This window comes from Escherichia sp. KCJ4928 (assembly GCF_004352695.1).
Taxonomy (GTDB): domain Bacteria; phylum Pseudomonadota; class Gammaproteobacteria; order Enterobacterales; family Enterobacteriaceae; genus ECMA0423.
Genome location: NZ_SJWV01000037.1, coordinates 1 through 24303, shown reverse-complemented (window position 1 = coordinate 24303; position 24303 = coordinate 1). Strand labels below are relative to the sequence as shown.

General features: G+C 52.8%; 22 protein-coding genes and 3 pseudogenes. 8 read left to right on the top strand and 17 right to left on the bottom strand.

What is annotated here, in order from left to right:
• Positions 1-15 precede the first annotated feature (15 nt).
• The 14 genes and pseudogenes from focB to E0D98_RS08170 all read right to left on the bottom strand — a co-directional run bounded on the left by focB (position 16) and on the right by E0D98_RS08170 (position 14682).
• Positions 16-864, bottom strand: a complete 849-nt coding sequence (gene focB / locus E0D98_RS08235) for a formate transporter FocB (protein WP_047086716.1) — start codon at positions 862-864, stop codon at positions 16-18.
• Between the two features lie 21 nt (positions 865-885).
• A complete protein-coding gene (gene hyfR, locus E0D98_RS08230) occupies positions 886-2898 on the bottom strand; it encodes a DNA-binding transcriptional regulator HyfR (RefSeq protein WP_047086714.1) in 2013 nt (670 codons plus the stop codon).
• Between the two features lie 29 nt (positions 2899-2927).
• Entirely contained in the window at positions 2928-3341 is a 414-nt protein-coding gene (gene hyfJ / locus E0D98_RS08225) for a hydrogenase 4 assembly chaperone HyfJ (RefSeq protein WP_001315783.1), read from the bottom strand.
• A pseudogene (gene hyfI / locus E0D98_RS08220) lies at positions 3334-4091 on the bottom strand (hydrogenase 4 catalytic subunit HyfI). Before hyfI ends, hyfJ begins: the two are co-directional and overlap by 8 nt.
• A complete protein-coding gene (gene hyfH, locus E0D98_RS08215; RefSeq protein ID WP_000916064.1) occupies positions 4088-4633 on the bottom strand; it encodes a hydrogenase 4 subunit H in 546 nt (181 codons plus the stop codon). Before hyfH ends, hyfI begins: the two are co-directional and overlap by 4 nt.
• A gap of 9 nt (positions 4634-4642) precedes the next feature.
• The gene (gene hyfG, locus E0D98_RS08210; protein ID WP_001102295.1) at positions 4643-6310 is read right to left on the bottom strand and encodes a hydrogenase 4 catalytic subunit HyfG; all 1668 of its coding nucleotides are present in this window, start codon (positions 6308-6310) and stop codon (positions 4643-4645) included.
• Positions 6300-7880: a hydrogenase 4 subunit F gene (gene hyfF, locus E0D98_RS08205; RefSeq protein WP_000122552.1), complete on the bottom strand. Its 1581-nt coding sequence runs from the start codon at positions 7878-7880 to the stop codon at positions 6300-6302. Before hyfF ends, hyfG begins: the two co-directional genes overlap by 11 nt.
• Before the next feature lie 4 nt (positions 7881-7884).
• Positions 7885-8535: a hydrogenase 4 membrane subunit gene (gene hyfE / locus E0D98_RS08200; RefSeq protein ID WP_000147987.1), complete on the bottom strand. Its 651-nt coding sequence runs from the start codon at positions 8533-8535 to the stop codon at positions 7885-7887.
• Between the two features lie 11 nt (positions 8536-8546).
• Positions 8547-9778 (bottom strand): annotated as a pseudogene (locus E0D98_RS08195) (hydrogenase 4 subunit D).
• 16 nt (positions 9779-9794) lie between these two features.
• Positions 9795-10742, bottom strand: coding sequence for a hydrogenase 4 subunit HyfC (hyfC, locus tag E0D98_RS08190; protein ID WP_001317255.1), 948 nt, complete (start codon positions 10740-10742; stop codon positions 9795-9797).
• A gap of 10 nt (positions 10743-10752) precedes the next feature.
• Positions 10753-12770 (bottom strand): annotated as a pseudogene (hyfB, locus tag E0D98_RS08185) (hydrogenase 4 subunit B).
• Positions 12770-13387 (bottom strand): hydrogenase 4 subunit HyfA, encoded by a 618-nt coding sequence (gene hyfA, locus E0D98_RS08180; RefSeq protein ID WP_001299064.1) that lies wholly within the window; start codon positions 13385-13387, stop codon positions 12770-12772. The pseudogene hyfB and the gene hyfA overlap by 1 nt, the downstream one beginning before the upstream one ends.
• 252 nt (positions 13388-13639) lie before the next feature.
• The gene (bcp, locus tag E0D98_RS08175) at positions 13640-14110 is read right to left on the bottom strand and encodes a thioredoxin-dependent thiol peroxidase (protein ID WP_001068682.1); all 471 of its coding nucleotides are present in this window, start codon (positions 14108-14110) and stop codon (positions 13640-13642) included.
• Complete coding sequence (locus tag E0D98_RS08170) at positions 14110-14682, bottom strand: glycine cleavage system transcriptional repressor (RefSeq protein ID WP_000176187.1); 573 nt, start codon at positions 14680-14682, stop codon at positions 14110-14112. The genes bcp and E0D98_RS08170 overlap by 1 nt, the downstream gene beginning before the upstream one ends.
• Positions 14683-14827: 145 nt before the next feature.
• Here E0D98_RS08170 and dapA point away from each other — a divergent pair, with 145 nt between their 5' ends.
• From dapA to ypfH, 8 genes are all read left to right on the top strand, one after another.
• Entirely contained in the window at positions 14828-15706 is an 879-nt protein-coding gene (dapA, locus tag E0D98_RS08165) for a 4-hydroxy-tetrahydrodipicolinate synthase (protein WP_001295469.1), read from the top strand.
• 16 nt (positions 15707-15722) lie between these two features.
• On the top strand, positions 15723-16757 hold the full coding sequence (gene bamC, locus E0D98_RS08160; RefSeq protein ID WP_001330579.1) for an outer membrane protein assembly factor BamC: 1035 nt from the start codon (positions 15723-15725) through the stop codon (positions 16755-16757).
• A 212-nt stretch (positions 16758-16969) separates the two neighbouring features.
• Complete coding sequence (gene purC, locus E0D98_RS08155; protein WP_001295467.1) at positions 16970-17683, top strand: phosphoribosylaminoimidazolesuccinocarboxamide synthase; 714 nt, start codon at positions 16970-16972, stop codon at positions 17681-17683.
• Positions 17684-17836: 153 nt separating this feature from the next.
• Complete coding sequence (vapB, locus tag E0D98_RS08150) at positions 17837-18064, top strand: toxin-antitoxin system antitoxin VapB (protein WP_000450524.1); 228 nt, start codon at positions 17837-17839, stop codon at positions 18062-18064.
• Positions 18064-18462: a type II toxin-antitoxin system VapC family toxin gene (locus E0D98_RS08145; protein ID WP_000911330.1), complete on the top strand. Its 399-nt coding sequence runs from the start codon at positions 18064-18066 to the stop codon at positions 18460-18462. The genes vapB and E0D98_RS08145 overlap by 1 nt, the downstream gene beginning before the upstream one ends.
• Positions 18463-18608: 146 nt before the next feature.
• The gene (locus E0D98_RS08140; protein WP_001267498.1) at positions 18609-19472 is read left to right on the top strand and encodes a neutral zinc metallopeptidase; all 864 of its coding nucleotides are present in this window, start codon (positions 18609-18611) and stop codon (positions 19470-19472) included.
• 14 nt (positions 19473-19486) lie between these two features.
• Positions 19487-21502, top strand: coding sequence for a tRNA cytosine(34) acetyltransferase TmcA (gene tmcA, locus E0D98_RS08135; RefSeq protein ID WP_047086710.1), 2016 nt, complete (start codon positions 19487-19489; stop codon positions 21500-21502).
• A 73-nt stretch (positions 21503-21575) separates the two neighbouring features.
• On the top strand, positions 21576-22274 hold the full coding sequence (gene ypfH / locus E0D98_RS08130; protein WP_000679812.1) for an esterase: 699 nt from the start codon (positions 21576-21578) through the stop codon (positions 22272-22274).
• 109 nt (positions 22275-22383) lie between these two features.
• Here ypfH and E0D98_RS08125 read toward each other — a convergent pair whose 3' ends face one another.
• Genes E0D98_RS08125 through E0D98_RS08115 form a run of 3 tightly spaced genes read right to left on the bottom strand, consistent with a single transcriptional unit; the run spans position 22384 to position 24099 of the window.
• On the bottom strand, positions 22384-22584 hold the full coding sequence (locus E0D98_RS08125; RefSeq protein ID WP_000383836.1) for a YpfN family protein: 201 nt from the start codon (positions 22582-22584) through the stop codon (positions 22384-22386).
• Positions 22585-22611: 27 nt separating this feature from the next.
• Positions 22612-23739 carry a succinyl-diaminopimelate desuccinylase gene (gene dapE, locus E0D98_RS08120; protein ID WP_001277801.1) on the bottom strand — a complete coding sequence of 376 codons (1128 nt, stop codon included), beginning with the start codon at positions 23737-23739 and terminating at the stop codon, positions 22612-22614.
• Between the two features lie 3 nt (positions 23740-23742).
• Positions 23743-24099 (bottom strand): ArsC family reductase, encoded by a 357-nt coding sequence (locus tag E0D98_RS08115; protein ID WP_000258247.1) that lies wholly within the window; start codon positions 24097-24099, stop codon positions 23743-23745.
• Between the last annotated feature and the right edge of the window lie 204 nt (positions 24100-24303).

Sequence of the window (24303 nt, the reverse complement as noted above, 5' to 3'; positions counted from 1 at the left end):
CGCCGGGCTGATTTTTCAGGGTTCCTGACGTAAATAAATAGCCCGATAACAAATACTCACCAGCACTGCACCGCCGATAATATTACCCAGCATCACCGGGAGCAGATTGGCGGTAATAAAATGGCTGACCGTCAGTGCCGGAAAATTGTCTGCGCTACTGTGCGCCAGTTGCCAGAAGGAGGTAGGGGCGAAATGGCGAATGGCAATGGCGAACGGAATCACAAACAAATTGGCGATACAGTGCTCAAAGCCACTGGCGACAAACAGGGTGATGGGCAAAATCATGGCGACGATTTTGTCGCATAACGAACGCCCGCAATAACTCATCCACAGCGCCAGGCAAACCATCAGATTGCACATAATGCCGAGGCTGACAGATTCAGTAAATGTATGATGCATTTTGCCCTCGGCGCAGTGTAAAACCGCGACTCCCCACATCGCGTTTTCACTCATCACCAGCCCGGAAAACCAGATTAACAAACTGAAACAGGCAATACCTGCCAGATTACCGCAGGCCACCAGAAGTGCGTTAATCAGCCAAGTTCGCCAACTAATAACGCCCCGACTTTTTGCCATTACCGTCATTACCGACGAGGTGAACAGGTTGGTGCCGCAAACCGCCAGCAAAATAAAGCCAAGTGTAAAGCAAAGGCCGCCCACCAGATGGGTTAATGCCTGTGAAGACGGGGTATCGGCGATAACGGAAAGGTAAAAAGTAAATCCGATCGCCATAAACACGCCAGCGGACATCGCCATTAAAAAGACCGACACTTTACTGCGGGCAATTTTATGGGCGGCAATCCGTTCAGCGATTGCCGCTTTTCTGGCGCTCAACTGCAAGTCGAAAGAGAGTTTGTTTCTCATGCATACTCCTGCAAAAGCAGATTACAACACCTCGCGAACCGAGATTCCCAGACGCTGCATTCGTGACAGCAGCGTGGTGCGCTTCATCCCTAATCGTGTCGCCGCGCCACGGGGCCCGGCAACAATGCCATTGGTTTCTCGCAATACCTGAACAATGCGCTGACGTTCTTCTTCGTCATTCTCTGGCGTCGTCGGGTGCAGCAACTGCGCCATTGAACTGCGAAGCGCTGAATCTTCATTTAGCGTCGGCAGTAAACGGCTTTGTCGGACATTAAGATGTAAATTCAGACTGTTACCGCGAGTCAGCAGTACCGCTCGCTCAATCACGTTTTCCAGCTCGCGCACGTTGCCCGGCCAGTCCCACGACATCAACTGGCGTAGCGCCTCGGTCGGGATGGCGTCAATTGAACGATTCATATGGCGCGCCATTTTTTGCGTGAAATGCTTTGCTAAAAGAGGGATATCTTCCGGACGGTCGCGCAGCGGCGGCAATTCCAGTGGGAAGACATTCAGGCGATAAAAGAGATCGCTGCGAAACTGGCGATCTTCAACCATTTGCCACAAATCACGGTTGGTGGCGGCAATGACTCTGACATTTACCGGGATCGTTCTACTCCCGCCGAGACGCTCAATCTCCCGTTCCTGCAATACGCGCAGCAGTTTAGGCTGAAGTTCTAACGGCAGATCGCCAATTTCATCGAGAAACAACGTGCCGCCATCGGCAATTTCAAAACGACCACGATGGGTATTAATCGCACCAGTAAACGCCCCTTTGTCATGACCGAATAACTCACTTTCCAGAAGACTGGCGGGGATGGCAGCGCAGTTGATTTTGACCAGCGGCTTGTCGCGTCGCGGGCTAAGTTGATGGATCGCTCTGGCGATCACCTCTTTGCCGGTTCCGGTTTCACCGCAAATCAACACCGTACTGTCGCTCTTCGCCACAATATCTACCTGCTGGAGTAGGTCTTCCATTGCCTGGCTTTGATAGATAATGTCACCGACGCCCAGATTCGAAAGGAGCTGCTCGCTAAGCTGGTGGTTTTCTTGCTGCAAACTTTCCTGCAAATCGGTCATGCTACGCCAGGCATCGGCATTGCCAACGGCAATAGCGATGCGATCGGCTATGTGTTGTAGTAGCTGGCAGTTTTCCTCACTAAAGAGAGTGGAAGAGGTATGCGCCAGCAACAATGCACCCGGTGTATGGTTGCCAAAGGTAAGCGGTATAAGGAGCGCAGATTCGCAGCCGTTAGATGCAAGTAAGAGTAATAACGGGTCGCGTTGCCAGAGAAACAGATCATCTGCACGGTGCGTCAAGGTCGGTTGTCGGGTTTGTAGCGTTTGTGTCAGCAATACACTGTCGCCAGGCATATTGCGTGGCAGACACGCACAATGTGAGGCAGAAAGATCGCTGCACCACAGGCTGAACTTCTCGTTCTTTCGATGATCGCCCAGTACCATACTGACTGAAGCCAGACCGAAAAAATGATGGATCTCACGAGCGACGTCAGCGATCAGATCGTCGAGATCAAGATGTGACAGCACTGCATTAGTGATATCCACCAGTACCCGATGATGATCGCGATCTTTCTCCAGCAAACGCAGCGCCACCTGCTGTTCTTCATCATTGAGCCATGATTGCAGAACCGGGGTGATAATGCGTGCCAGCCAGTTAAACAGTGTGCAATCCTGGGGAGTAAAACGGCAGCCGTGGGTGCAAATAAAGCGTAGCTCCGCCATTCCACTACTGCCGAGAAGGACGGCGTGACGCGAATAATCGATCATCTCGCCCTGATACTCTGCTGTTGCCGTCACATCGCTGCCATCATCATGGTAGCGGTAATAGACGTTGCTTTTGAGAACATGCAGTTCAATAAGTTGTACCGGGCTGAACGGCGGCGGCAGCGGGATGAAGGCGCGTAATAAAGACGCCTTACCGTGTTTCTGTGCTAACCGCTCCGCGAGCATTCCGTTTACCGCTTCAATTGTTATTCCTTGCGGCGGGGCAAACATCGCCTCGTCTGACATAGCCATCAACAGTCCTTATTAATGAGAAATCCTTCTCACGCAATTTTTCTGGCCATCAGATAGATGGCCGGTTCCTGCACAATTTCATCCAACAGATGAATGAATTGAATGCTACGCGCCTGCCACACAGACGTTGCGTCATCTGCCAGTGGCGCGAATGCCCGGGTCAACAGGGCGGTGTGGCTGGCGTCAATAACAATCTCACCAAAAGTCATCACCCCCAGCATCTTACGTCGGGCTTGCTCCTCTTCGACCTGGGCAAGCCAATCTTCGTATTCCGTCAGTGGGCAGCGGAAGGCGACATTCAGACAATCAATCACGCCAACGTGATGGCCGATAGCCAGCGAGTAATACATTACCTGAGAGCTGTGTTCCGGCATCTCGTCGCTACTGGCGACAAACTTTTTTCGCAGCGTCCAGAAAACAATTTCCCCGCACTCTTCAGTCATGTAACCCCCGGAGTACGCGAAAGAGTTGCTGAACGATACTATTGAGACGTGGATCGTCGGCATCGCGCAACCAGGTGTTAACCCGATTTCCTGTAGGATCGTCGCTTAAATGGCGCAGGAGCCGATCGCAAATTTCTCGCCCCTGACGATAGCCCGCCAGCCGCCGCGCTTCTCGCTCAATGGCGATACGCTGTGATGGCGGGATCTGCGGCCACAACGGTTGCATAGTCACCCCGGTGGGATCGCGATAATCCACCGCGTGAATCTTCTGTTGCAGCAAACCGAGCGCCACGGCGAAACCGTGAATGGTGGCGGCCGGTGTTGGCGGGCAGCCGGGGATCCAAACATCAATGGGGACAATGGTGTCGCTGCCGCCCCAGACGCTGTAGAGATCGTGGAAAATCCGCCGCCGGCACCGCACGCGCCGTAGGAAACACAGATTTTATGATCGGGGGCAGACTCATACGCCCGAAGTGCAGGCATACGCATCGCCCGGGTGACTGCGCCAGTAAATAACAAAATATCGGCGTGACGCGGTGATGAAACAACCTTAATGCCAAAACGTTCTGCGTCGAATACTGGTGTAATGGCGGCAAAAATTTCGATTTCACAGGCGTTGCAGCCACCGCAATCGACGCGATAAACGTAGGCTGAGCGACGGATATCCTGTAGCAAATGCCGCTTCATCTTTTGCGTTTGCTCGTCCAGCGTGATGGGCTGGCTGACATGTTGTGTAAGCACTGGACTCATAGCTGCTCCTTAGCCACCAGCGGTACATCTGTATCGTCGTTGAGCAGCGTCGCGCGTTGTTTGCACTCCGGGCAGACGCTCGCTTGCGCCCATAACATTTCGCGGTTTTGTGGCGCATTTTGTTGCTGTGCCAACAATTCAGCAGCCAGTGCGACGGTTTTTTGCTGGGCAAACGGGCGTTCGCAACGGCTGCAACGTTGTAGATGGAACGTCGCGCGGGTATAGAGATCGGCTTTATTGGTGACGGTCAGTTCAAAGTTATTGGTAAGCTGGATGGCTCTGGTCGGGCACACTTCTTCACAACGTCCGCAGTAAATACAACGCCCCAGATAGAGCTGCCAGGTGCGCGAATTTTGCTGGTCGTCGGTCTGGATAGTCAGCGCATTTGCCGGACAAGCACAGGCGCAGGCACCGCAGGCAATACATTGGCTGGGCATCAGGTCCGGTTTCCCGCGAAAGCCTGGGCTGACCTCCAGTGGCGCGAAGGGATATTTCACCGTCGCGGTTCCGGCGCGCATAATAGTTTTCAGTAACTTCAGCATCTTCTGTCCTTACTTCAGCGGCGAACGGTTACGATCAATGCCGTAGCGTTCGATCTCTTTATACGGCACGGTTTTTGACTGGCGCTTGCGCACATCTACCAGCGTCACACGGTCGGTACAGGAGTAGCAGGGATCAAGGCTACCGATAATCAGCGGTGCGTCAGAAACGGTATTGCCGCGCAGCATGTAACGCAACACCGGCCAGTTGGCGTAGGTGGCGGCACGGCAGCGCCAGCGGAACAATTTTTGGTTATCACCGAGCATGCTCCAGTGCACGTCTTCACCGCGTGGCGCTTCAACAAAGCCCAGCGCGAATGCGTGAGGTTTATAGCTAAAGCCTTCGGTCAGCAGTGGGGTATCCGGCATGTTGTCGAGGGCAAATTCCAGCATTGCCAGCGAATCAAACGTCTCTTTGACACGGACCATCACGCGGGAGAAAACATCGCCGCCGGTAAAGGTAAACAGTGTTTTTGGAATATTGCCGTAGTCGGCGTAGGGGTGATCAAAGCGCAAATCACGGGCGATTTGTCGGTCGAGAATGCCAATGCCCTGAGTGCGTTGTTCCATATTCGGCGTAGCAAGCAGCATCTCTACCAGCTCCGACACGTCGGCGCGCATCTCGCGCACCAGTTTCAGCGTTTGCAGACGTTGCTCTTTGAGAATATCGCGGCGAACACCACCAATCAGATTCAGACCGTAGGTTTTACGCGACCCGATCAGCAATTCCGCCATCGTCATCGACTTTTCCCGCACTCGGAAAAATTGCATAAAGCCGGTATCAAAACCAACGAAATGGCAGGAGAGGCCAAGGTTAAGCAAATGACTGTGTAGCCGTTCGACTTCCAGCAGAATCGAGCGAATAGTATGTGCTCGTTGCGGCACCTCAATCCCCAGTGCATTTTCAACCGAATTGGTATAGGCCACACTGTGGGCAAAACCGCAAATCCCACACACGCGGTCCGATAAGAAGGTCACTTCGTTGTAGCCCATCCGCGTTTCTGCCAGTTTCTCCATGCCGCGATGGACATAAAACAGGCGGTAATCAGCATCGACAATTTGCTCGCCATCCACAAACAAGCGGAAGTGACCCGGTTCATCGGAGGTGATATGCAGCGGGCCGACAGGGATCACCCGCGCATCGCTGTTGCCCTCATTGATAAACGCATACGTTTCGGAATCTGTCGTCGGTTCAGGGCGCAGTCGATAATCCATCGCATCTTTGCGCAGCGGATGCATATCTTCCGGCCAGTCATCGGGCAACACCAGGCGACGCTGATCCGGCAGGCCAACCGGAATCAGCCCGTACATATCGCGAATTTCTCGCTCGCCCCAGACCGCGGCAGGGACGCGCGGTGTGACTGACGGAAACTCCCGACTGTCGGCATCGACCAGTGCCTTCACCACGATCCAGCATTTTTCGGCCCCTTCCATTGAAAGGGCATAATAAACCGCGTAATGACCGTTAAGTGTCCGCTCGTCGTTGCCAAACAGGACTGGAAGCCAGCCATCATGTTGATAATAAAGATAATGTACAACGTCAGGCAGCAGATTGATTTTCACCGTAATGGTGACCTGTTCAGGCGTTTGTCGCTCTTCATCCAGCACCGCGCCGGGGAACTGCGTTTTCAGGGCGGCGAGAATCGCTTCGCCACGATTTGACGATGAATTAACGTTCACTGTGTTTCTCCGAAACAGATGCGGTGCCTGAAGGCAAAAAATCATGCCAGGTGCTACGTTGTGCAGGCAGGTCGTGCGTCCCTGAGAGGACTATAGTGGAAGCGCCCGCCAGGATCCTGATGACAGGTTGTGGAATATGCGTTCCCATCGCCAGCATCATGACCAGCAGAATCACCATTGGCGAGGTGGTCAACCAGCCGAGATCACCCCGGTTAACGGCCTGCGGCGGTTTCGCCATTAACACCCGCGCAGCCATCCGTACCAGGCCCGCCAGCACCAGCGTTAACAGCAATAACAGCAGGACGATAATCAGCAGGTGATTACGTGCCAGTCCTGCGGTAACGGTCATAAATTCGCTAAGAAAAATGTTGAAGGGCGGCATCCCTGCCAGCGCCAGCGCACCGCCGCCAAACAGCACGGCGGTAAATGGCATGATTTTGAGCATCCCACAGACGACGTTGAGATCGCGCGTGCCGTACTTGAGCAGTACATTGCCGGAACCGCAGAACAGCAGCGTTTTTGCCAGACTGTGGTTTAAGGTGTGCAGCAGCGCGGCAAAAATTCCCAGCGGCCCGCCAATGCCTAGCGCCACCGCGACCAGCCCCATGTTCTCCACGCTGGAGTACGCCAGCAGACGCTTAATGTCCCGCTGTACCAGAATGAAAAATGCCGCCACGGCAACCGACAACATGCCGAAGATGAGCAACAACCGGTTGGGGAAATCGCTGCCGATGGCTTGGCAAATAATGATGTAATAGCGAATCAGCACCAACAGCGCGCAGTTCAGCAATACGGCGGAGAGCAGGGCGCTGACCGGACTCGGCGCTTCACTGTGAGCATCCGGCAGCCAGGCGTGCATGGGAAATAGCCCGGTTTTGGTACCAAAGCCAATTAGCACAAACACAAAGGCCAACAGCATTAATGTTGGGTCAAGCAAGGACGATTGCTTAAGAACCTCGCTCCAGAATATCGCCATTTCTGCCTGCGGCATAACGCTGGCGGCGTTGGCGTATACCAGCACGGTACCGAACAGACCAAAAGCGACACCAACAGTACAAATAATGATGTACTTCCATGCTGATTCCAGCGATGAACGCTGACCGTAAATGCCTACCAGAAACGCCGAGCTTAAGGTGGTGGCTTCGATCGCCGCCCACATCACAATCAGGTTATTGCTGGTAACAACCAGCAGCATGGTGAACAAAAACAGATGGAAGAAACCGTAGTAATCGCACAGTGTAACGGGTGAAAGCTCGCCGTGTGCCACTTCATGACGCATGTAGCCAATCGAGTAAACACCGGTGAGAAAGCCAATCACACCAAGAATGGCGAGGAACAAACCGCCCAGACCATCAATATGAAGCCACAGTCCCGCAGCGAATATTTCTCCTGCATCAGCGGCAGTTTGGACCACCCAGAGTGCCAGAATCAGCAGCAGTGTGATCCCTAAGCTATGTAATACAGTCACCGTACAAGTCGCAGAGAGCCCCCGTTTCCGGCAGGCAAAACAGAGCAGCGAAAAAAGCAGCGGCGTGAGCAGGAGTAAAGCGAACATCACAGAATAACTCATCTCATTATCCCTTCAGCGCGGTCAAGTTGTTCACGTCCAGCGTGCCGTGGGTACGCCATATTTTTCTTGCCAGTAACACCATCACAATGACGGCGAAGATGGCGTCGGTAGCGATACCTATTTCCACCAGTTCCGGTGCTCGCCAGGCAAGAAGCGCCAGCACCAGATGGGAGCCGTTTTCCATCAGGCAGTAACCAAAAATTTGCCGCAGGATATTGCGCTGGCTGACAATGCACAGCAGGCCAAGCAGAAAATGACCTAACGCTACCGCCAGCGCCGGTTTCAGCCCGGTAGCCATCGGTAGCTTCACGGGCTGAACGACAAATGCGCAAAGCAGGACAATTAACGCCGCGAGCAGTGCCATCATTGCCGGACCGAATAACGCTTTTTCCGGGATGTTCTGGGGAATATTTCGTGCAGCGTAAGTCATGATTAACGGTACCAGCAGCACTTTGGTGATAAAGGCGCTGGCGGACCAGATCAGCAGTTGCTCTGCGGCGAACAGGCACGAGAGAGTGGCGAAAATAGACACCAGCACCAGCGACTGGCAGGCGTAAAATCCGCATGACAGGCGATAGCTTTTGACGCTAATCACAAACAGCGATGTCAGCATCATCAGTCCCGCCAGATTATTTACGATCATAGAACCGGTCATTCATCATCTCCTTACTGCAACCAGGTCGCGGCGATTACGCTGGAAATCAGCGACATCACAATCAGTACAATCAACACCAGGCGCATTGACCCTGGCAGCGGTGCGGCATCGGCGACGGCCTCGCTCGGTTTGCCAGGCACAACGCGACCAAACCAGCGAATAAACCAGGCGAAACTGGCGACCGATTCAATCATCAGCAGAATCATGGCGGGCAGCAGGATCCAGTACTCCACTGACAACGCAAAACCGGCAGCAAACAGCGGGAATTTACTGAAGAAGCCGTTGAACGGCGGCACACCGGTAATCGCCAGCGCTGCCACGCAGAAACCCACGCCTGGCAACGGCAGGGTGTGCAATACGCCACGCAGACGCGGCAACAAGCGCGTGCCGCAGCTGTAACTCAGCGCACCTGCTACAAGGAAAAACAGGCTTTTAGCGAACGCGTGGTTGACGATGTAGGCGATGCTGCCCTCCAGTGCCAGCCGCCCACTTTCACCTTCGATGCGGCGTGGAGATAGGCACTGATCGGTGTTGGCGCTTCCATTGCATCCGGTAGCCACGCTTGCATCGGTAGCTGGGCCGATTTCCCCCACGCGGCAAACAGGATGCCGCCATAAACCAGATAACGTGCGTCGCCATGTAACTCGCTCATCGCGCTAAGCACACACGTTCCGGTCTGCAAAAACAGCGTGGCGGCGGCAAGATACAACCCCAACGAACCGATATGGGTGATAAGCAACGCTTTTAGTGCTGAACGCTGCGCTTTATCGCTCTGGTAATAATTGATCAACGCCCAGGAGCAGCCGCCCGTAATTTCAAAAAACAACAACTGACCGAGCAGCGTCGAGGAGAGTACCAGTCCCGCCATCGCGCCGATAAACACCAGCAAAAATGCGTAATAACGATTCGTGCCGTTATGCGGGTGTTCGCGATTTTTATCCGTCAGATAACCCGTGGAGTAGATCGTGACCAGCAAACCGAGAAACACCACCACAAACAGAATCAGCGTACTCACGCGATCAATGACCAGGCCAAACAATGCCACATCCCCCACGTTGACCAACGTCAACGTGACGGCAACTTTATCGGCCTGATAAAACGCGGAGATCAGCGACAACATGCACAGCGTGGTCAGCGCGGCGAACAAAACCCCCCATTCGGCGGCCCGACGTTGTGGCGAAAACGAAACGACCAGTGCGCCGATAAAAGGCAGCAATAACGTCGTCAGAGCAAGATTTTCCATATTCCGTCAGTGCTCCTTACAGACCGGTTAACCAGAAGACCCATGCAAGCGCAGCAAGGCTGAAGCCAAGCCAGGTCACATGGTGAATGAGTAAAAAACGCCCGCGTGCCAGCGTGTTTTCTGCGATTGAGGCCAGTACAAAAATCAGCAAAACCTTGAGCAGCGTAACGACAAGTGAAGTCAGCAGGCAGGCGAGAGAAAGTTCTTGCGCGCGCCCAAAGGACAGAAACAGGGCCACAAACAGTGATGCCATCACGACCTGTTTCAGCCCCAGCCCCCATTTCGCTAGCGCCAGCCCGGCACCGGAATATTCGGTCAGCGGGCCTTCCTGTAATTCCTGTTCTGCTTCAGCAACATCAAAGGGAATTTTTCCCATCTCAATGAAGCAGGCAAAACCACAGGCCAGTAACGCCAGTACGGTGGTTAGCGGCGAGTTCCAGCCCATCGCCAGCGTATTGCTGATCATCTCGATATGCGTGGAACCTGCTATCAGCGCCAATACCAGCAGTGAGAGAATAAGCATTGGTTCGACCAGAATGCCGAGCGTCAACTCGCGACTGGCACCGACTCCCGCAAACGGACTTCCGGTATCCAGCCCGGAAAGAGCAAAGAAAAAACGAAACAGGGCAAGAAGATAGATAAGGGTGATCAGATCGCCGCCGCCCGCAAAAGGGGAAACGGTAATAAACAGTGGTAAGGCCATCGCCAGCACCAGCATGCTGCTGATTAATACCCACGGCATCAGGCGGAACATCAGACCTGAAGATGTCGGCGCAACTTCCTGGCGTTTAAACAGTTTGTGGATATCGCGATAATCCTGCCAGATCCCCGGCCCGCGGCGGGAGTGCATACGCGCGCGTATCTGCCGGGAAATACCCGTAAAAAGTGGGGTTAGCATCAGCAGAATCACGGCCTGTGCTAACGCAAAAATAACCAGATATCCGTCGCAAAGAGTTTGTCTCATGGTGATTTCCTTAGACGGCAATAGCGATTAGCAGCACAACCAGTGCGGCGACCACATACAGGCAATAGAGACGAAAGTCGCCGCTTTGCAGATGCTGTATTTCTTTGGCCAGCCGTTGGGTGGCGCTCACGATGGGGCGGATCACCCGCTCATCCCAGAAGGGTTCTGTGCTCTGAGCCCTGGCGGTGACGTGCGCAAAACCTTTATTTAGCCTCAGCTTAGGGTCGAGCTGTTGTCGTAGACGAAATAACGCAGAGAAGACCACACGCAGCGGCTGCATCACGCCATTGCCTGACGGGGCCATCGCATTTTCCCAGCCGTAGCCGCATGCCCAGGCATCTCCTGTGCGACGAAACGCTGCGCGGCGCGAACGACACCACAGCCAGTAAAGGCCAGGCAGCAAAGGCATCGCCAGTAGTAACAGCAACAGTAATGAGGGGGTGACCTGTGTATGAAACGTGCCGGGTACAAGTGCTATTCCGCTGGCGACAGTGACGGGAGGGGTATTGGTAAACGCATGGGCAATATGCATTATCTTCGGTGCCAGCCAACTGGCACTAAGCGCAATTAATACGCAGAGTGCCGCGAGCAGTAGCATGGCGACGATCATCGTATTTGGCACTTCCTGTGCCTCTTCAGCGTGTGTACTGCGCGGCGCACCACAGAAAGTAATACCGTACATTTTTACGAAGCACATTACTGCCAGCCCACCAGTGACTGCCAGCATTACCATAGCAATAGGACCCGCAAGTTGTAGCGCTACGGCTTCCACACGACTTAGTGAGAACAGCGACTGCCAGGTGTACCATTCGCTGATAAAACCATTCAGCGGAGGAATGGCTGATATCGCGAGGCAACCAATCAGGCATGCTGCGGCTGTCCACGGCATCCGTTTCGCCAGTGCCCCCATTTTTTCCATGTCGTGGGTATGCAAACGCGAAATAATCGCGCCCGCGCCGAGAAATAGCAGCCCTTTGAACAGCGCATGGTTGAGCAGATGAAACAGTGCGCCGAGCAGTCCAACCACGGTGAGCAGCGGGTCGTGCAGTGACAGACCGACCATCGCCACACCGACTGCCAGCAAAATAATGCCGACGTTTTCGACGGTACTCCAGGCCAGCAGCCGTTTGATATCCTGTTCCGCCAGCGCATACAGCACGCCAGGAGCGCGGAGATTGCGCCGATCGCCATCACCAGAATGCCCCACCACAGCGGCAAACCCGTTTGCGCCAGCAGGTCCATCGCTACTTTCAGGATGCCGAAAATACCGATTTTGACCATTACGCCAGACATCAACGCCGAAGCGTGCGATGGTGCGGCAGGGTGAGCGCGCGGCAACCAGCTGTGCAACGGCATCATCCCGGCTTTCGCGCCAAAACCGAAAAAGGCCAGCAGGAACACCGCCGACGCCAGCCCCGGAGAAAGTGAAAGCGTGCGGAAACTGGCAAAATCGAGGCTGCCGCTTTCGCGCCCCATCAGCAAGAAGGCGATCATAATCAGCACCGATCCGGCGTGGGCGATAAAAAAGTAGAGCATGCCAGCGTTGATCGACGTTTTATCCTGCCTGGCAATGACCAGAAACCAGGAAGACAGCGACATCATTTCAAACAGCACGATGAACCAAAAAGCGTTGTCCATCACCAGCAGGGCAACCATCGATGCGATGAAAAGATTCATAAAGAAGCCCATCGCCGCCGCGCCTTTGCCCTCGTATTCGCGCATATAAGTCAATGAATAGAGCGAACAAACCACCACCAGCAAGGAGATAACCAGCACCATAAATGCCGAGAGGCTATCCATTCGCAGGGTAAAATCGGCAAAGTCAAAAGGGGTGGCAAAACGGGCGACTAAAGTTACACCAGCATGTAATTGCGTAATTCCGCTGATGATGCCAATCACGCCGCCCACCAGCGATGTGATGCCGGAAAGCTTAATAGCCAGTCTGTCCAGACCGAGTAAAAACAGCGAAGCCAGACTGGCAAACAGATAGAGGATCAGCGACCAGGTTAATAATTGCAGGGCATCCATTAGCGTTGCTCCTGAGTGAGGGAAAGGGGATCCTCCCCGCCATTGGCAAACCAGCTTGCGGCAAGGCGCTGTTTTTCTTTCATCTGTCGTTGCAGGCTATCGTCGGTGATCAGCCGTAACGCCTGATTCGGGCAAGCGCGAACGCAGGCCGGACCTTCTGGCAAGAAATCACACAGGTCGCATTTCACCGCGACGGTCTGGACACCCGGTTCCCAGCGCAGCAATGCATGTTGGGGCGGCACGTTTTCTTCGCCGTCTTTGAGTGAGCCTTCAGCCTGAAAAACATATTGCGCAGGGGCATTCACCGGACGGCTTCCTGAAGCGCTGATTGCGCCAAATGGGCAGACCACGGCGCAAAGCTTGCAGCCAATACAGAGGCTTTCGTTGAGTTGGATCGCATCATCCCTCTGGGAGATGGCATTAACCGGGCAGACCTGCAGGCAAGGGGCTTCCTCACAGTGATGACACACGACAGGGGCAGTGAGTGTTGACGTCTTCGCCAGGGCCAGGCGCGGGTGTTGCTGTAAACCTTGCGTTTTATGCACGTCCGAACAGGCAGCGAGACAGGTATTACATCCTGTACACCACAGTGGTTCGGCCACCACAAAGCGGTTCATGTCGGCTCCTTGAAAATGATATGAAACATTGCATTTCATATTGCATAAAGGATGCCATTCTGATTAACTCAATATATTCAATAAGTTATGTATTGACTGGATTCTGAACGGTACAAAAATGATGGTCATTAACGTTCAGCAAAAAATGGATTCGACACCCGTGTCGCAGGGGAAAGCGAGAATGTGATCTTGATCACGAGAAGTGAGGTATGCTGGCCGCAAGCGCAGCCAGCACGGAATGGAGCAAAGTAATCAGGCGTGTTCTTTCAGCCAGTTCAGCACAACGTCGTGGTGATTGCTGGTTTTGAAATCGTCAAAGACATGTTCGATTTTGCCATCAGCGTCAATCAGGAAGCTGATGCGATGAATGCCATCGTAGGTTTTGCCCATGAAGGACTTTTCACCCCAGACGCCGAATTGTTCGCACACCTGGTGGTCCTCATCAGACAGGAGCGTAAAGTTAAGCAGCTCTTTTTCCGCAAAACGGGAGAGTTTTTCGGGTTTATCGGTGCTGATACCCAGCACATCAACGCCCGCTTTTTTCAACTCATCCATGTTATCGCGTAAGCCGCAGGCCTGTACGGTACAGCCGGGGGTCATGGCTTTCGGGTAGAAATAAACCAGAACACGCTGTCCCTGGAAGTCGGTCAAATTAACTTGTTCTCCGTCTTGATCCGGCAAGCTAAATTTCGGTGCGATATCACCGGCTTTCAGTGGATTCATTACTTAACTCCATCCTGTTCATCATGTTGGGAATAATTGACGACGTTAATACTGCCTTGTGCATTGAGTTCTGTACATAGGGCTTTGAACGCTTGCTCAATATTTGCTGCGTCCGCAGATGCGGGGCTGTGGGCGGTTATCTGAATATGCAACTGCGCAGCCCGTTCATTTTCAGCAGGTTGCGTGCGCGACACCAGCTCCGCAATGTTCATATGATGCGCGTCGAAAAGTGCTGTGAAGCGTTCAATTAAATGCGGGGAGTCTGCCACATCGACCTGAACCCAGACAGATGCTGGCATTGGCGGACGCGGACGCGCCGTCGTGCGCTTCATCACGATTAAAAGATCCAGTTCGGCACCTTTCAACGGTAACGTTGATTCAATCAGAGTAATGGCATTCCATGAACCGGAAAGCAGCATAATAAACGTGAACTCTTCTCCCAGCATCGCCAGGCGACTGTCTTCAATATTACAGCCGCAACTACTGACATGACGGGTGATGGTGTTCACAATTCCAGGGCGATCGGCACCCAACGCAGTGATCACCAGATAATGTTGCGATGACAGTGTCAAACTGGTTATTCCTTTAAGGGGTGAGTTGTTCTTAAGGAAAGCATAAAAAAAACATGCATACAACAATCAGAACGGTTCTGTCTGCTTGCTTTTAATGCCATACCAAACGTACCATTGAGACACTTGTTTGCACAGAGGATGGCCCATGTTCACGGGAAGTATTGTCGCGATTGTTACTCCGATGGATGAAAAAGGTAATGTCTGTCGGGCTAGCTTGAAAAAACTGATTGATTATCATGTCGCCAGCGGTACTTCGGCGATCGTTTCTGTTGGCACCACTGGCGAGTCCGCTACCTTAAATCATGACGAACATGCTGATGTGGTGATGATGACGCTGGAGCTGGCTGATGGGCGCATTCCGGTAATTGCCGGGACCGGCGCTAACGCTACTGCGGAAGCCATTAGCCTGACGCAGCGCTTCAATGACAGTGGTATCGTCGGCTGCCTGACGGTAACCCCTTACTACAATCGTCCGTCGCAAGAAGGTTTGTATCAGCATTTCAAAGCCATCGCTGAGCATACTGACCTGCCGCAAATTCTGTATAATGTGCCGTCCCGTACTGGCTGCGATCTGCTCCCGGAAACGGTGGGCCGTCTGGCGAAAGTAAAAAATATTATCGGAATCAAAGAGGCAACAGGGAACTTAACGCGTGTAAACCAGATCAAAGAGCTGGTTTCAGATGATTTTGTTCTGCTGAGCGGCGATGATGCGAGCGCGCTGGACTTCATGCAATTGGGCGGTCATGGGGTTATTTCCGTTACGGCTAACGTCGCAGCGCGTGATATGGCCCAGATGTGCAAACTGGCAGCAGAAGGGCATTTTGCCGAGGCACGCGTTATTAATCAGCGTCTGATGCCATTACACAACAAACTATTTGTCGAACCCAATCCAATCCCGGTGAAATGGGCATGTAAGGAACTGGGTCTTGTGGCGACCGATACGCTGCGCCTGCCAATGACACCAATCACCGACAGTGGTCGTGAGACGGTCAGAGCGGCGCTTAAGCATGCCGGTTTGCTGTAAAGTTTAGGGAGATTTGATGGCTTACTCTGTTCAAAAGTCGCGCCTGGCAAAGGTTGCGGGTGTTTCGCTTGTTTTATTACTCGCTGCCTGTAGTTCTGACTCACGCTATAAGCGTCAGGTCAGTGGTGATGAAGCCTACCTGGAAGCGGCACCGCTTGCGGAGCTTCATGCCCCGGCTGGAATGATTTTGCCGGTGACCTCCGGTGATTATGCAATCCCGGTGACCAACGGTAGTGGTGCTGTCGGTAAGGCGCTGGACATTCGTCCACCAGCCCAGCCGCTGGCACTGGTTTCTGGCGCGCGTACCCAGTTCACGGGCGATACCGCTTCATTGCTGGTGGAAAATGGTCGTGGCAATACTCTGTGGCCGCAGGTGGTTAGCGTGCTGCAGGCGAAAAACTACACCATCACCCAACGTGATGATGCTGGTCAGACACTGACCACCGATTGGGTACAATGGAACCGTCTGGACGAAGACGAGCAGTATCGTGGTCGTTATCAAATCTCTGTTAAGCCGCAGGGTTATCAGCAGGCGGTTACGGTTAAACTGCTGAACCTGGAACAGGCGGGCAAACCGGTTGCAGACGCGGCTTCCATGCAGCGTTACAGCACGGAGATGATGAACGTTATTTCCGCCGGTCTGGATAAATCTGCCACTGACGCCGCGAACGCTGCGCAAAATCGTGCCTCCACCACTATGGACGTACAAAGTGCAGCTGATGACACCGGTTTACCGATGCTGGTCGTACGCGGGCCGTTCAATGTGGTTTGGCAACGTCTGCCAGCGGCGCTGGAAAAAGTGGGCATGAAAGTGACCGACAGCACCCGTTCGCAGGGTAACATGGCCGTAACTTATAAGCCGCTGTCTGACAGCGACTGGCAGGAACTGGGCGCGAGCGATCCAGGCCTGGCATCCGGTGACTATAAACTGCAGGTTGGCGATTTAGATAACCGCAGCAGCCTACAGTTCATCGATCCGAAAGGTCATACTCTGACTCAGAGTCAGAACGACGCGCTGGTATCTGTCTTCCAGGCTGCGTTTAGCAAGTAAAAATACAGGGCTGGAATCATCCGGCCCTTTTTTCTGATATGATACGCAAACGTGTGCGTAGGCAGGAAAACGCGATTTTAGCGGTAATTCGCACGAAATTTGTTTGTCGGACGTAGTTCGAATAAGGCGTTCACGCCGCATCCGACAAAACATCCGGCACACCAGACAGCAAAAGATTTTAAAACGTTAATTCACACCCAGGAGTGATAAAGATGCAAAAGCAAGCTGAGTTGTATCGTGGTAAAGCGAAAACCGTATACAGCACGGAAAACCCGGACCTGTTGGTGCTCGAATTCCGCAATGATACGTCAGCAGGGGATGGCGCGCGCATTGAGCAGTTTGATCGCAAAGGTATGGTGAACAACAAGTTCAACTACTTCATTATGAGCAAACTGGCTGAAGCGGGTATCCCGACTCAAATGGAGCGTCTGCTCTCCGATACCGAATGTCTGGTGAAAAAGCTGGATATGGTGCCGGTTGAGTGTGTCGTGCGTAACCGTGCTGCTGGCTCTCTGGTGAAACGTCTTGGAATCGAAGAAGGTATTGAGCTGAACCCGCCGCTGTTCGATCTGTTCCTGAAAAACGACGCCATGCACGATCCGATGGTCAACGAATCTTACTGCGAAACCTTTGGCTGGGTGAGCAAAGAGAACCTGGCGCGTATGAAAGAGCTGACCTACAAAGCGAACGACGTGCTGAAAAAACTGTTCGATGATGCTGGTCTGATTCTGGTCGACTTCAAGCTGGAGTTTGGCCTGTACAAAGGTGAAGTGGTACTGGGCGATGAGTTCTCCCCGGACGGCAGCCGCCTGTGGGACAAAGAAACACTGGAGAAAATGGACAAAGACCGTTTCCGCCAGAGCCTCGGTGGCCTGATCGAAGCCTATGAAGCCGTCGCCCGCCGCCTGGGTGTACAGCTGGACTGATTTTTCTGGTTGCTTGTTTCTTTAGCCGGAGGGTACTCCGGCTAAATGTCTTTGATACCCCCGCTACAATACTTCTCATTATCTCCCTTTGACAGGAAAGTCATACCAGGCCAATATGTATATACATAACGTATATCCCAAAAAGGGGGGGCTATGGAAACTACTGTATTTTTAAGTAATCGCAGTCAGGCCGTCAGATTACCGAAAGCGGTCGCTCTGCCAGAAGACGTTAAGAAAGTAGAAATTATTGCGATTGGTCGTACAAGAATCATCACTCCCGCCGGTGAGTCCTGGGACAGTTGGTTTGATGGCGAAAATGTGAGTGCGGATTTTATGGATATCCGTGATCAACCCGCAATGCAGGAAAGGGAATCATTTTGATGCTGAAATTCATGCTGGATACCAATATCTGTATTTTCACTATTAAGAATAAACCAGTACATGTCAGAGAGCGGTTTAACCTGAATTCTGGCCGGATGTGTATAAGTTCTGTAACATTGATGGAGCTTATCTATGGGGCAGAAAAAAGTCAGATGCCAGAACGCAATTTGGCGGTTATTGAAGGTTTCGTATCTCGTTTGGTAGTGCTTGATTATGATAGTGCTGCTGCGACGCATACCGGGCAAATCAGGGCCGAGCTTGCCCGGCAGGGAAGGCCTGTTGGACCTTTTGACCAGATGATAGCGGGACATGCTCGCAGTCGCGGTTTGATTGTGGTTACCAACAATACCCGAGAGTTTGAGCGAGTGGCGGGAATCAGACTAGAAGACTGGAGCTAACATTCTCTTTTACTTCTAACATTCGTAAATTATATAACGTTGCATGAAGCCTTAATTCCTCCGCCATTTTATCCCGCTTTCCTGTGGTAATCTTCCTCTGAACCACCTACGATCATTTCTATAATGAATATATTGTTGAGGTATCTATGCGTTGGCAAGGGCGACGTGAAAGTGACAATGTTGAAGACAGGCGCAACAGCTCTGGCGGTCCGTCAATGGGCGGTCCCGGTTTCCGTCTGCCGAGCGGTAAAGGCGGGCTGATTTTACTGATAGTCGTGCTGGTTGCAGGCTACTATGGCGTTGATTTAACCGGGTTGATGACCGGGCAGCCGGTTTCTCAACAACAATCAACGCGGTCAATTAGCCCTAATGAAGACGAAGCCGCAAAATTCACCTCGGTGATTCTGGCAACCACGGAAGACACCTGGGGACAACAGTTCGAGAAGATGGGTAAGACCTATCAGCAACCGAAGCTGGTCATGTACCGTGGAATGACGCGCACCGGCTGCGGGGCTGGTCAGTCCATTATGGGGCCGTTCTATTGCCCGGCGGATGGCACAGTTTATATCGATCTCTCCTTCTATGATGACATGAAAGACAAACTTGGCGCGGATGGCGATTTTGCCCAGGGGTACGTTATCGCCCATGAAGTCGGTCATCATGTGCAGAAACTGTTAGGCATCGAGCCGAAAGTTCGTCAACTGCAACAAAACGCGACGCAGGCGGAAGTAAACCGCTTATCTGTGCGTATGGAACTCCAGGCCGACTGTTTTGCCGGTGTCTGGGGGCATAGTATGCAGCAGCAAGGCGTTCTGGAAACTGGCGATCTGGAAGAGGCGCTGAATGCGGCGCAGGCCATCGGCGATGACCGTTTACAACAGCAAAGTCAGGGGCGAGTAGTACCAGACAGTTTCACACATGGCACTTCTCAGCAACGCTACAGCTGGTTTAAACGTGGTTTCGACAGCGGCGATCCGGCACAATGCAATACTTTTGGTAAAAGCATTTAATTTCCGGGGCAGGGATGGCTGAACTGACTGCGCTTTACACATTAACAGCGCAAATGAAACGTGAAGGGATCCGCCGCTTGCTGGTGTTGAGCGGGGAAGAGGGTTGGTGTTTTGATCATGCGCTTAAGTTGCGTGATGCCTTACCTGGCGACTGGCTGTGGATTTCGCCGCAGCCAGATGCTGAAAACCACTGTTCACCCTCGGCGCTACAAACTTTACTTGGGCGCGAGTTCCGGCATGCGGTATTCGATGCCCGCCACGGCTTTGATGCCGCTGCCTTTGCAGCACTTAGCGGAACGTTGAAAGCGGGAAGCTGGCTGGTTTTGTTACTCCCTGTATGGGAAGAGTGGGAAAACCAACCTGATGCCGACTCGTTGCGCTGGAGTGATTGCCCTGACCCTATTGCGACGCCGCATTTTGTCCAGCATCTCAAACGCGTACTTACGGCGGATAACGACGCTATCCTCTGGCGGCAAAACCAGCCGTTCTCGTTGGCGCATTTTACTCCCCGTACTGACTGGCACCCCGCGACCGGCGCACCACAACCAGAACAACAGCAACTCTTACAGCAGCTACTGACCATGCCGCCGGGCGTGGCAGCGGTAACGGCTGCGCGTGGGCGCGGTAAATCGGCGTTGGCAGGGCAACTCATTTCTCGTATTGCGGGCAGTGCGATTGTCACCGCGCCCGCAAAAGCGGCAACGGATGTACTGGCACAATTTGCGGGCGAGAAGTTTCGCTTTATTGCGCCGGATGCCTTGTTAGCCAGCGATGAGCAAGCCGACTGGCTGGTGGTCGACGAAGCCGCAGCCATACCTGCGCCGTTGTTGCATCAACTGGTATCGCGTTTTCCTCGAACGTTGTTAACCACTACGGTGCAGGGCTACGAAGGCACCGGACGTGGTTTTTTGCTGAAATTTTGCGCTCGCTTTCCGCATTTACACCGTTTTGAACTGCAACAACCGATCCGCTGGGCACAGGGATGCCCGCTTGAAAAAATGGTTAGTGAGGCACTGGTTTTTGACGATGAAAACTTCACCCATACACCACAAGGCAATATCGTCATTTCCGCATTTGAACAAACGTTATGGCGAAGCGAGCCAGAAACGCCGTTAAAGGTTTATCAGTTATTGTCTGGTGCGCACTACCGGACCTCGCCGCTGGATTTACGCCGGATGATGGATGCACCAGGGCAACATTTTTTACAGGCGGCTGGCGAAAACGAGATTGCCGGGGCGTTGTGGCTGGTGGATGAGGGCGGATTATCTCAAGAACTCAGTCAGGCGGTATGGGCAGGTTTTCGTCGCCCGCGGGGTAATCTGGTGGCCCAGTCGCTGGCGGCGCACGGCAGCAATCCACTGGCGGCGACATTGCGCGGAAGGCGGGTTAGCCGGATAGCAGTTCATCCGGCTCGTCAGCGGGAAGGCACAGGGCGGCAACTTATTGCTGGAGCTTTGCAATATACGCATGACCTCGACTATCTTTCGGTGAGTTTTGGTTACACCGGGGAGTTATGGCGTTTCTGGCAACGCTGCGGTTTTGTGCTGGTGCGGATGGGTAATCATCGGGAAGCCAGCAGCGGTTGCTATACGGCGATGGCGCTGTTACCGATGAGTGATGCGGGTAAACAGCTGGCTGAACGTGAGCATTACCGTTTACGTCGCGATGCGCAAGCTCTCGCGCAGTGGAATGGCGAAACGCTTCCTGTTGATCCACTAAACGATGCCATCCTTTCTGACGACGACTGGCTTGAACTGGCCGGTTTTGCTTTCGCTCATCGTCCGCTATTAACATCGTTAGGTTGCTTATTGCGTCTGCTACAAACCAGTGAACTGGCATTACCGGCGCTGCGTGGGCGTTTACAGAAAAACGCCAGTGACGCGCAGTTATGTACCACACTTAAACTTTCAGGCCGCAAGATGTTACAGGTTCGCCAGCGGGAAGAGGCCGCGCAGGCGCTGTTCGCACTTAATGATGTTCGCACTGAGCGTCTGCGCGATCGCATAACGCAATGGCAATTTTTTCACTGACTCCTTCAATTTTCTCCCATGGTCATTGTGAGTCAGCGGCGTAAAATTAATGACATCAGTTAAGGAGTTCGCCATGAAACATGACCATTTTGTTGTTCAAAGCCCGGATAAACCTGCGCAACAGTTGTTACTGCTTTTCCACGGTGTCGGGGATAACCCGGTGGCAATGGGGGAAATAGGCAGTTGGTTTGCACCGTTGTTCCCGGATGCGCTGGTGGTGAGTGTCGGTGGCGCGGAGCCGAGCGGTAATCCGGCGGGGCGTCAGTGGTTTTCGGTGCAGGGTATTACGGAAGATAATCGCCAGGCGCGTGTGGATGCCATCATGCCGACGTTTATTGAGACGGTGCGCTACTGGCAGAAACAGAGCGGAGTAGGGGCTAACGCCACGGCGTTAATCGGTTTCTCTCAAGGCGCGATTATGGCGCTGGAGAGCATTAAAGCCGAACCGGGCCTTGCTTCACGCGTCATTGCTTTTAACGGACGCTATGCGAGCCTGCCGGAAACTGCGTCTACAGCCACGACAATTCACCTGATTCATGGCGGTGAAGATCCGGTTATCGATCTGGCGCATGCGGTTGCGGCGCAGGAAGCGTTAATCAGTGCCGGTGGTGACGTGACGCTGGATATCGTGGAGGATTTAGGCCATGCGATCGACAATCGCAGTATGCAATTTGCCCTGGATCACTTGCGTTATACCATTCCGAAACATTATTTCGACGAAGCGCTAAGTGGCGGTAAGCCTGGCGATGATGATGTGATTGAAATGATGTAAAAGACAGATTACCTGGCCTGATAAGACGCGTGAGCGTCGCATCAGGCATCGTTCACCATTGCCGGATGCGGCGTTAACGCCTTATCCGGCCTACGGTTGAGCACTCAGCTTACTTCTTCGGTTGATCCTTTTTCGGCCAGTCGTCGTCATCGTCCCACTTATCGTTGAAATCACGATGCGGGGGAAGCTCCGGCTTGTTGGCGAGAAATTTCTTATGGTCGACGCGCTTGAGATCTTTAATCACGTTCAGCAGGACGCCTACCAAAAAGACAATCACCAGAATCCACCAATATTTAGCCAGCCAGTCCATGCTTATTTCCTCTTGCAGAACCACTCATCAGGCGACGAGCTGTTCCATGATACGTTGATACATACGGGCAAGTAGCTGCAGGTCGGCAGCGTTCACACATTCATTAATTTTATGAATAGTGGCATTGACCGGCCCGAGTTCCACCACCTGCGCCCCCATGCGAGCAATAAAGCGCCCGTCGGACGTTCCGCCTGTGGTCAGTAGCTGCGGTTTAATTTCATTATAGTGCTCAACCGCGTTAACGACCGCATCCACCAGTTTACCGCGCGCGGTCAAAAATGGCTGCCCGGAAAGCCACCAGTCCACCGTATAACGCAGTTGATGTTTTTCAAGCAGGGCAAGCACCTGTGCTTTGATCATCTCATCAGTCAGTTCGGTGCTGAAGCGGAAGTTAAACTGCACAAACAGTTCACCCGGAATAACATTGTTACTGCCCGTTCCCGCCTGAATATTAGCAATCTGCATACTGGTCGCCGGGAAAAATTCATTGCCCTGATCCCACTCAATAGCCACTAATTCATTAAGGAAAGGTGCTGCGCGATGTACTGGATTGTCAGCCAGATGCGGGTAGGCCACATGCCCCTGAACGCCATGAATGGTAAGGTTGCAGGTTAACGATCCGCGACGACCATTTTTCACCACATCACCAACCACTTCGATACTCGACGGTTCGCCGACCAGGCAGTAATCGAGACGCTCATTACGTGCCATCAACGCTTCGACGACTTTTACCGTACCGTTGTGGGCACTGGCTTCTTCATCAGAGGTGATCAGAAATGCCAGTCGCCCCGTATGGTTGGGATGTTGTGCGACAAAGCGTTCTGCCGCTACCACCATCGCCGCCAGCGAGCCTTTCATATCTGCCGCACCGCGTCCGAATAACATGCCATCACGAATGGTGGGTTCAAACGGCGGATTGATCCAACGATCGGCGTCGCCAGGCGGCACCACGTCGGTATGCCCGGCAAAGGCCAACGTTTCACCTTGCCCACGCCATGCCCAAAAATTCTGCGTATCGGCAAAATCCATGCGTTCAACGGTAAAACCGATCGCCTGCAAACGTTCAATCAACAAAGCCTGGCATCCTGCGTCATCAGGACTCAGGGAAGGGCGGCGAATAAGCTGTTGTGTCAGCTCAATAACCGGGCACGACATAGACTACACCTCATGGAAAAATTGCTGATAACTGGAATCACTGAAACCCAGCAGCATAGGCTTACCAGGCGCGCAGAGCAATGGACGTTTGATAATTGCAGGCATTTCAGTCATTAATGCCGCCGCAGAGGCCGCATCGGTGATTTTATTGCGGGTGGTTTCGTCCAGTTTACGCCAGGTTGTACCACGGGTGTTCAGTAACGCTTCCCAGCCTAATTCGTTGATAAAACCGTTCAATAATTCGCTGTCCAGCCCATCGACGCGGTAATCATGAAAACGATAGTCGATGTTATTGGCTTCCAGCCAACGGCGAGCCTTTTTAATGGTGTCACAATTTTTGATGCCGTAAAGTGTAACCATAATGAATCCTTTTTCGATCTATGAGAATAAATACTCATTTAAGGGTGAAAACATTTTGCCTGCAAATGATTATCAGGAAATATAACATTATCGAAGTATTCAAATTAACAACTATTAAATAATATTAAACATTTTTAACGTAAACATTAAGAATATTCATCTTGTTATCTGTCTGTATTTTAACCAGAATTAAATCAGTATTAG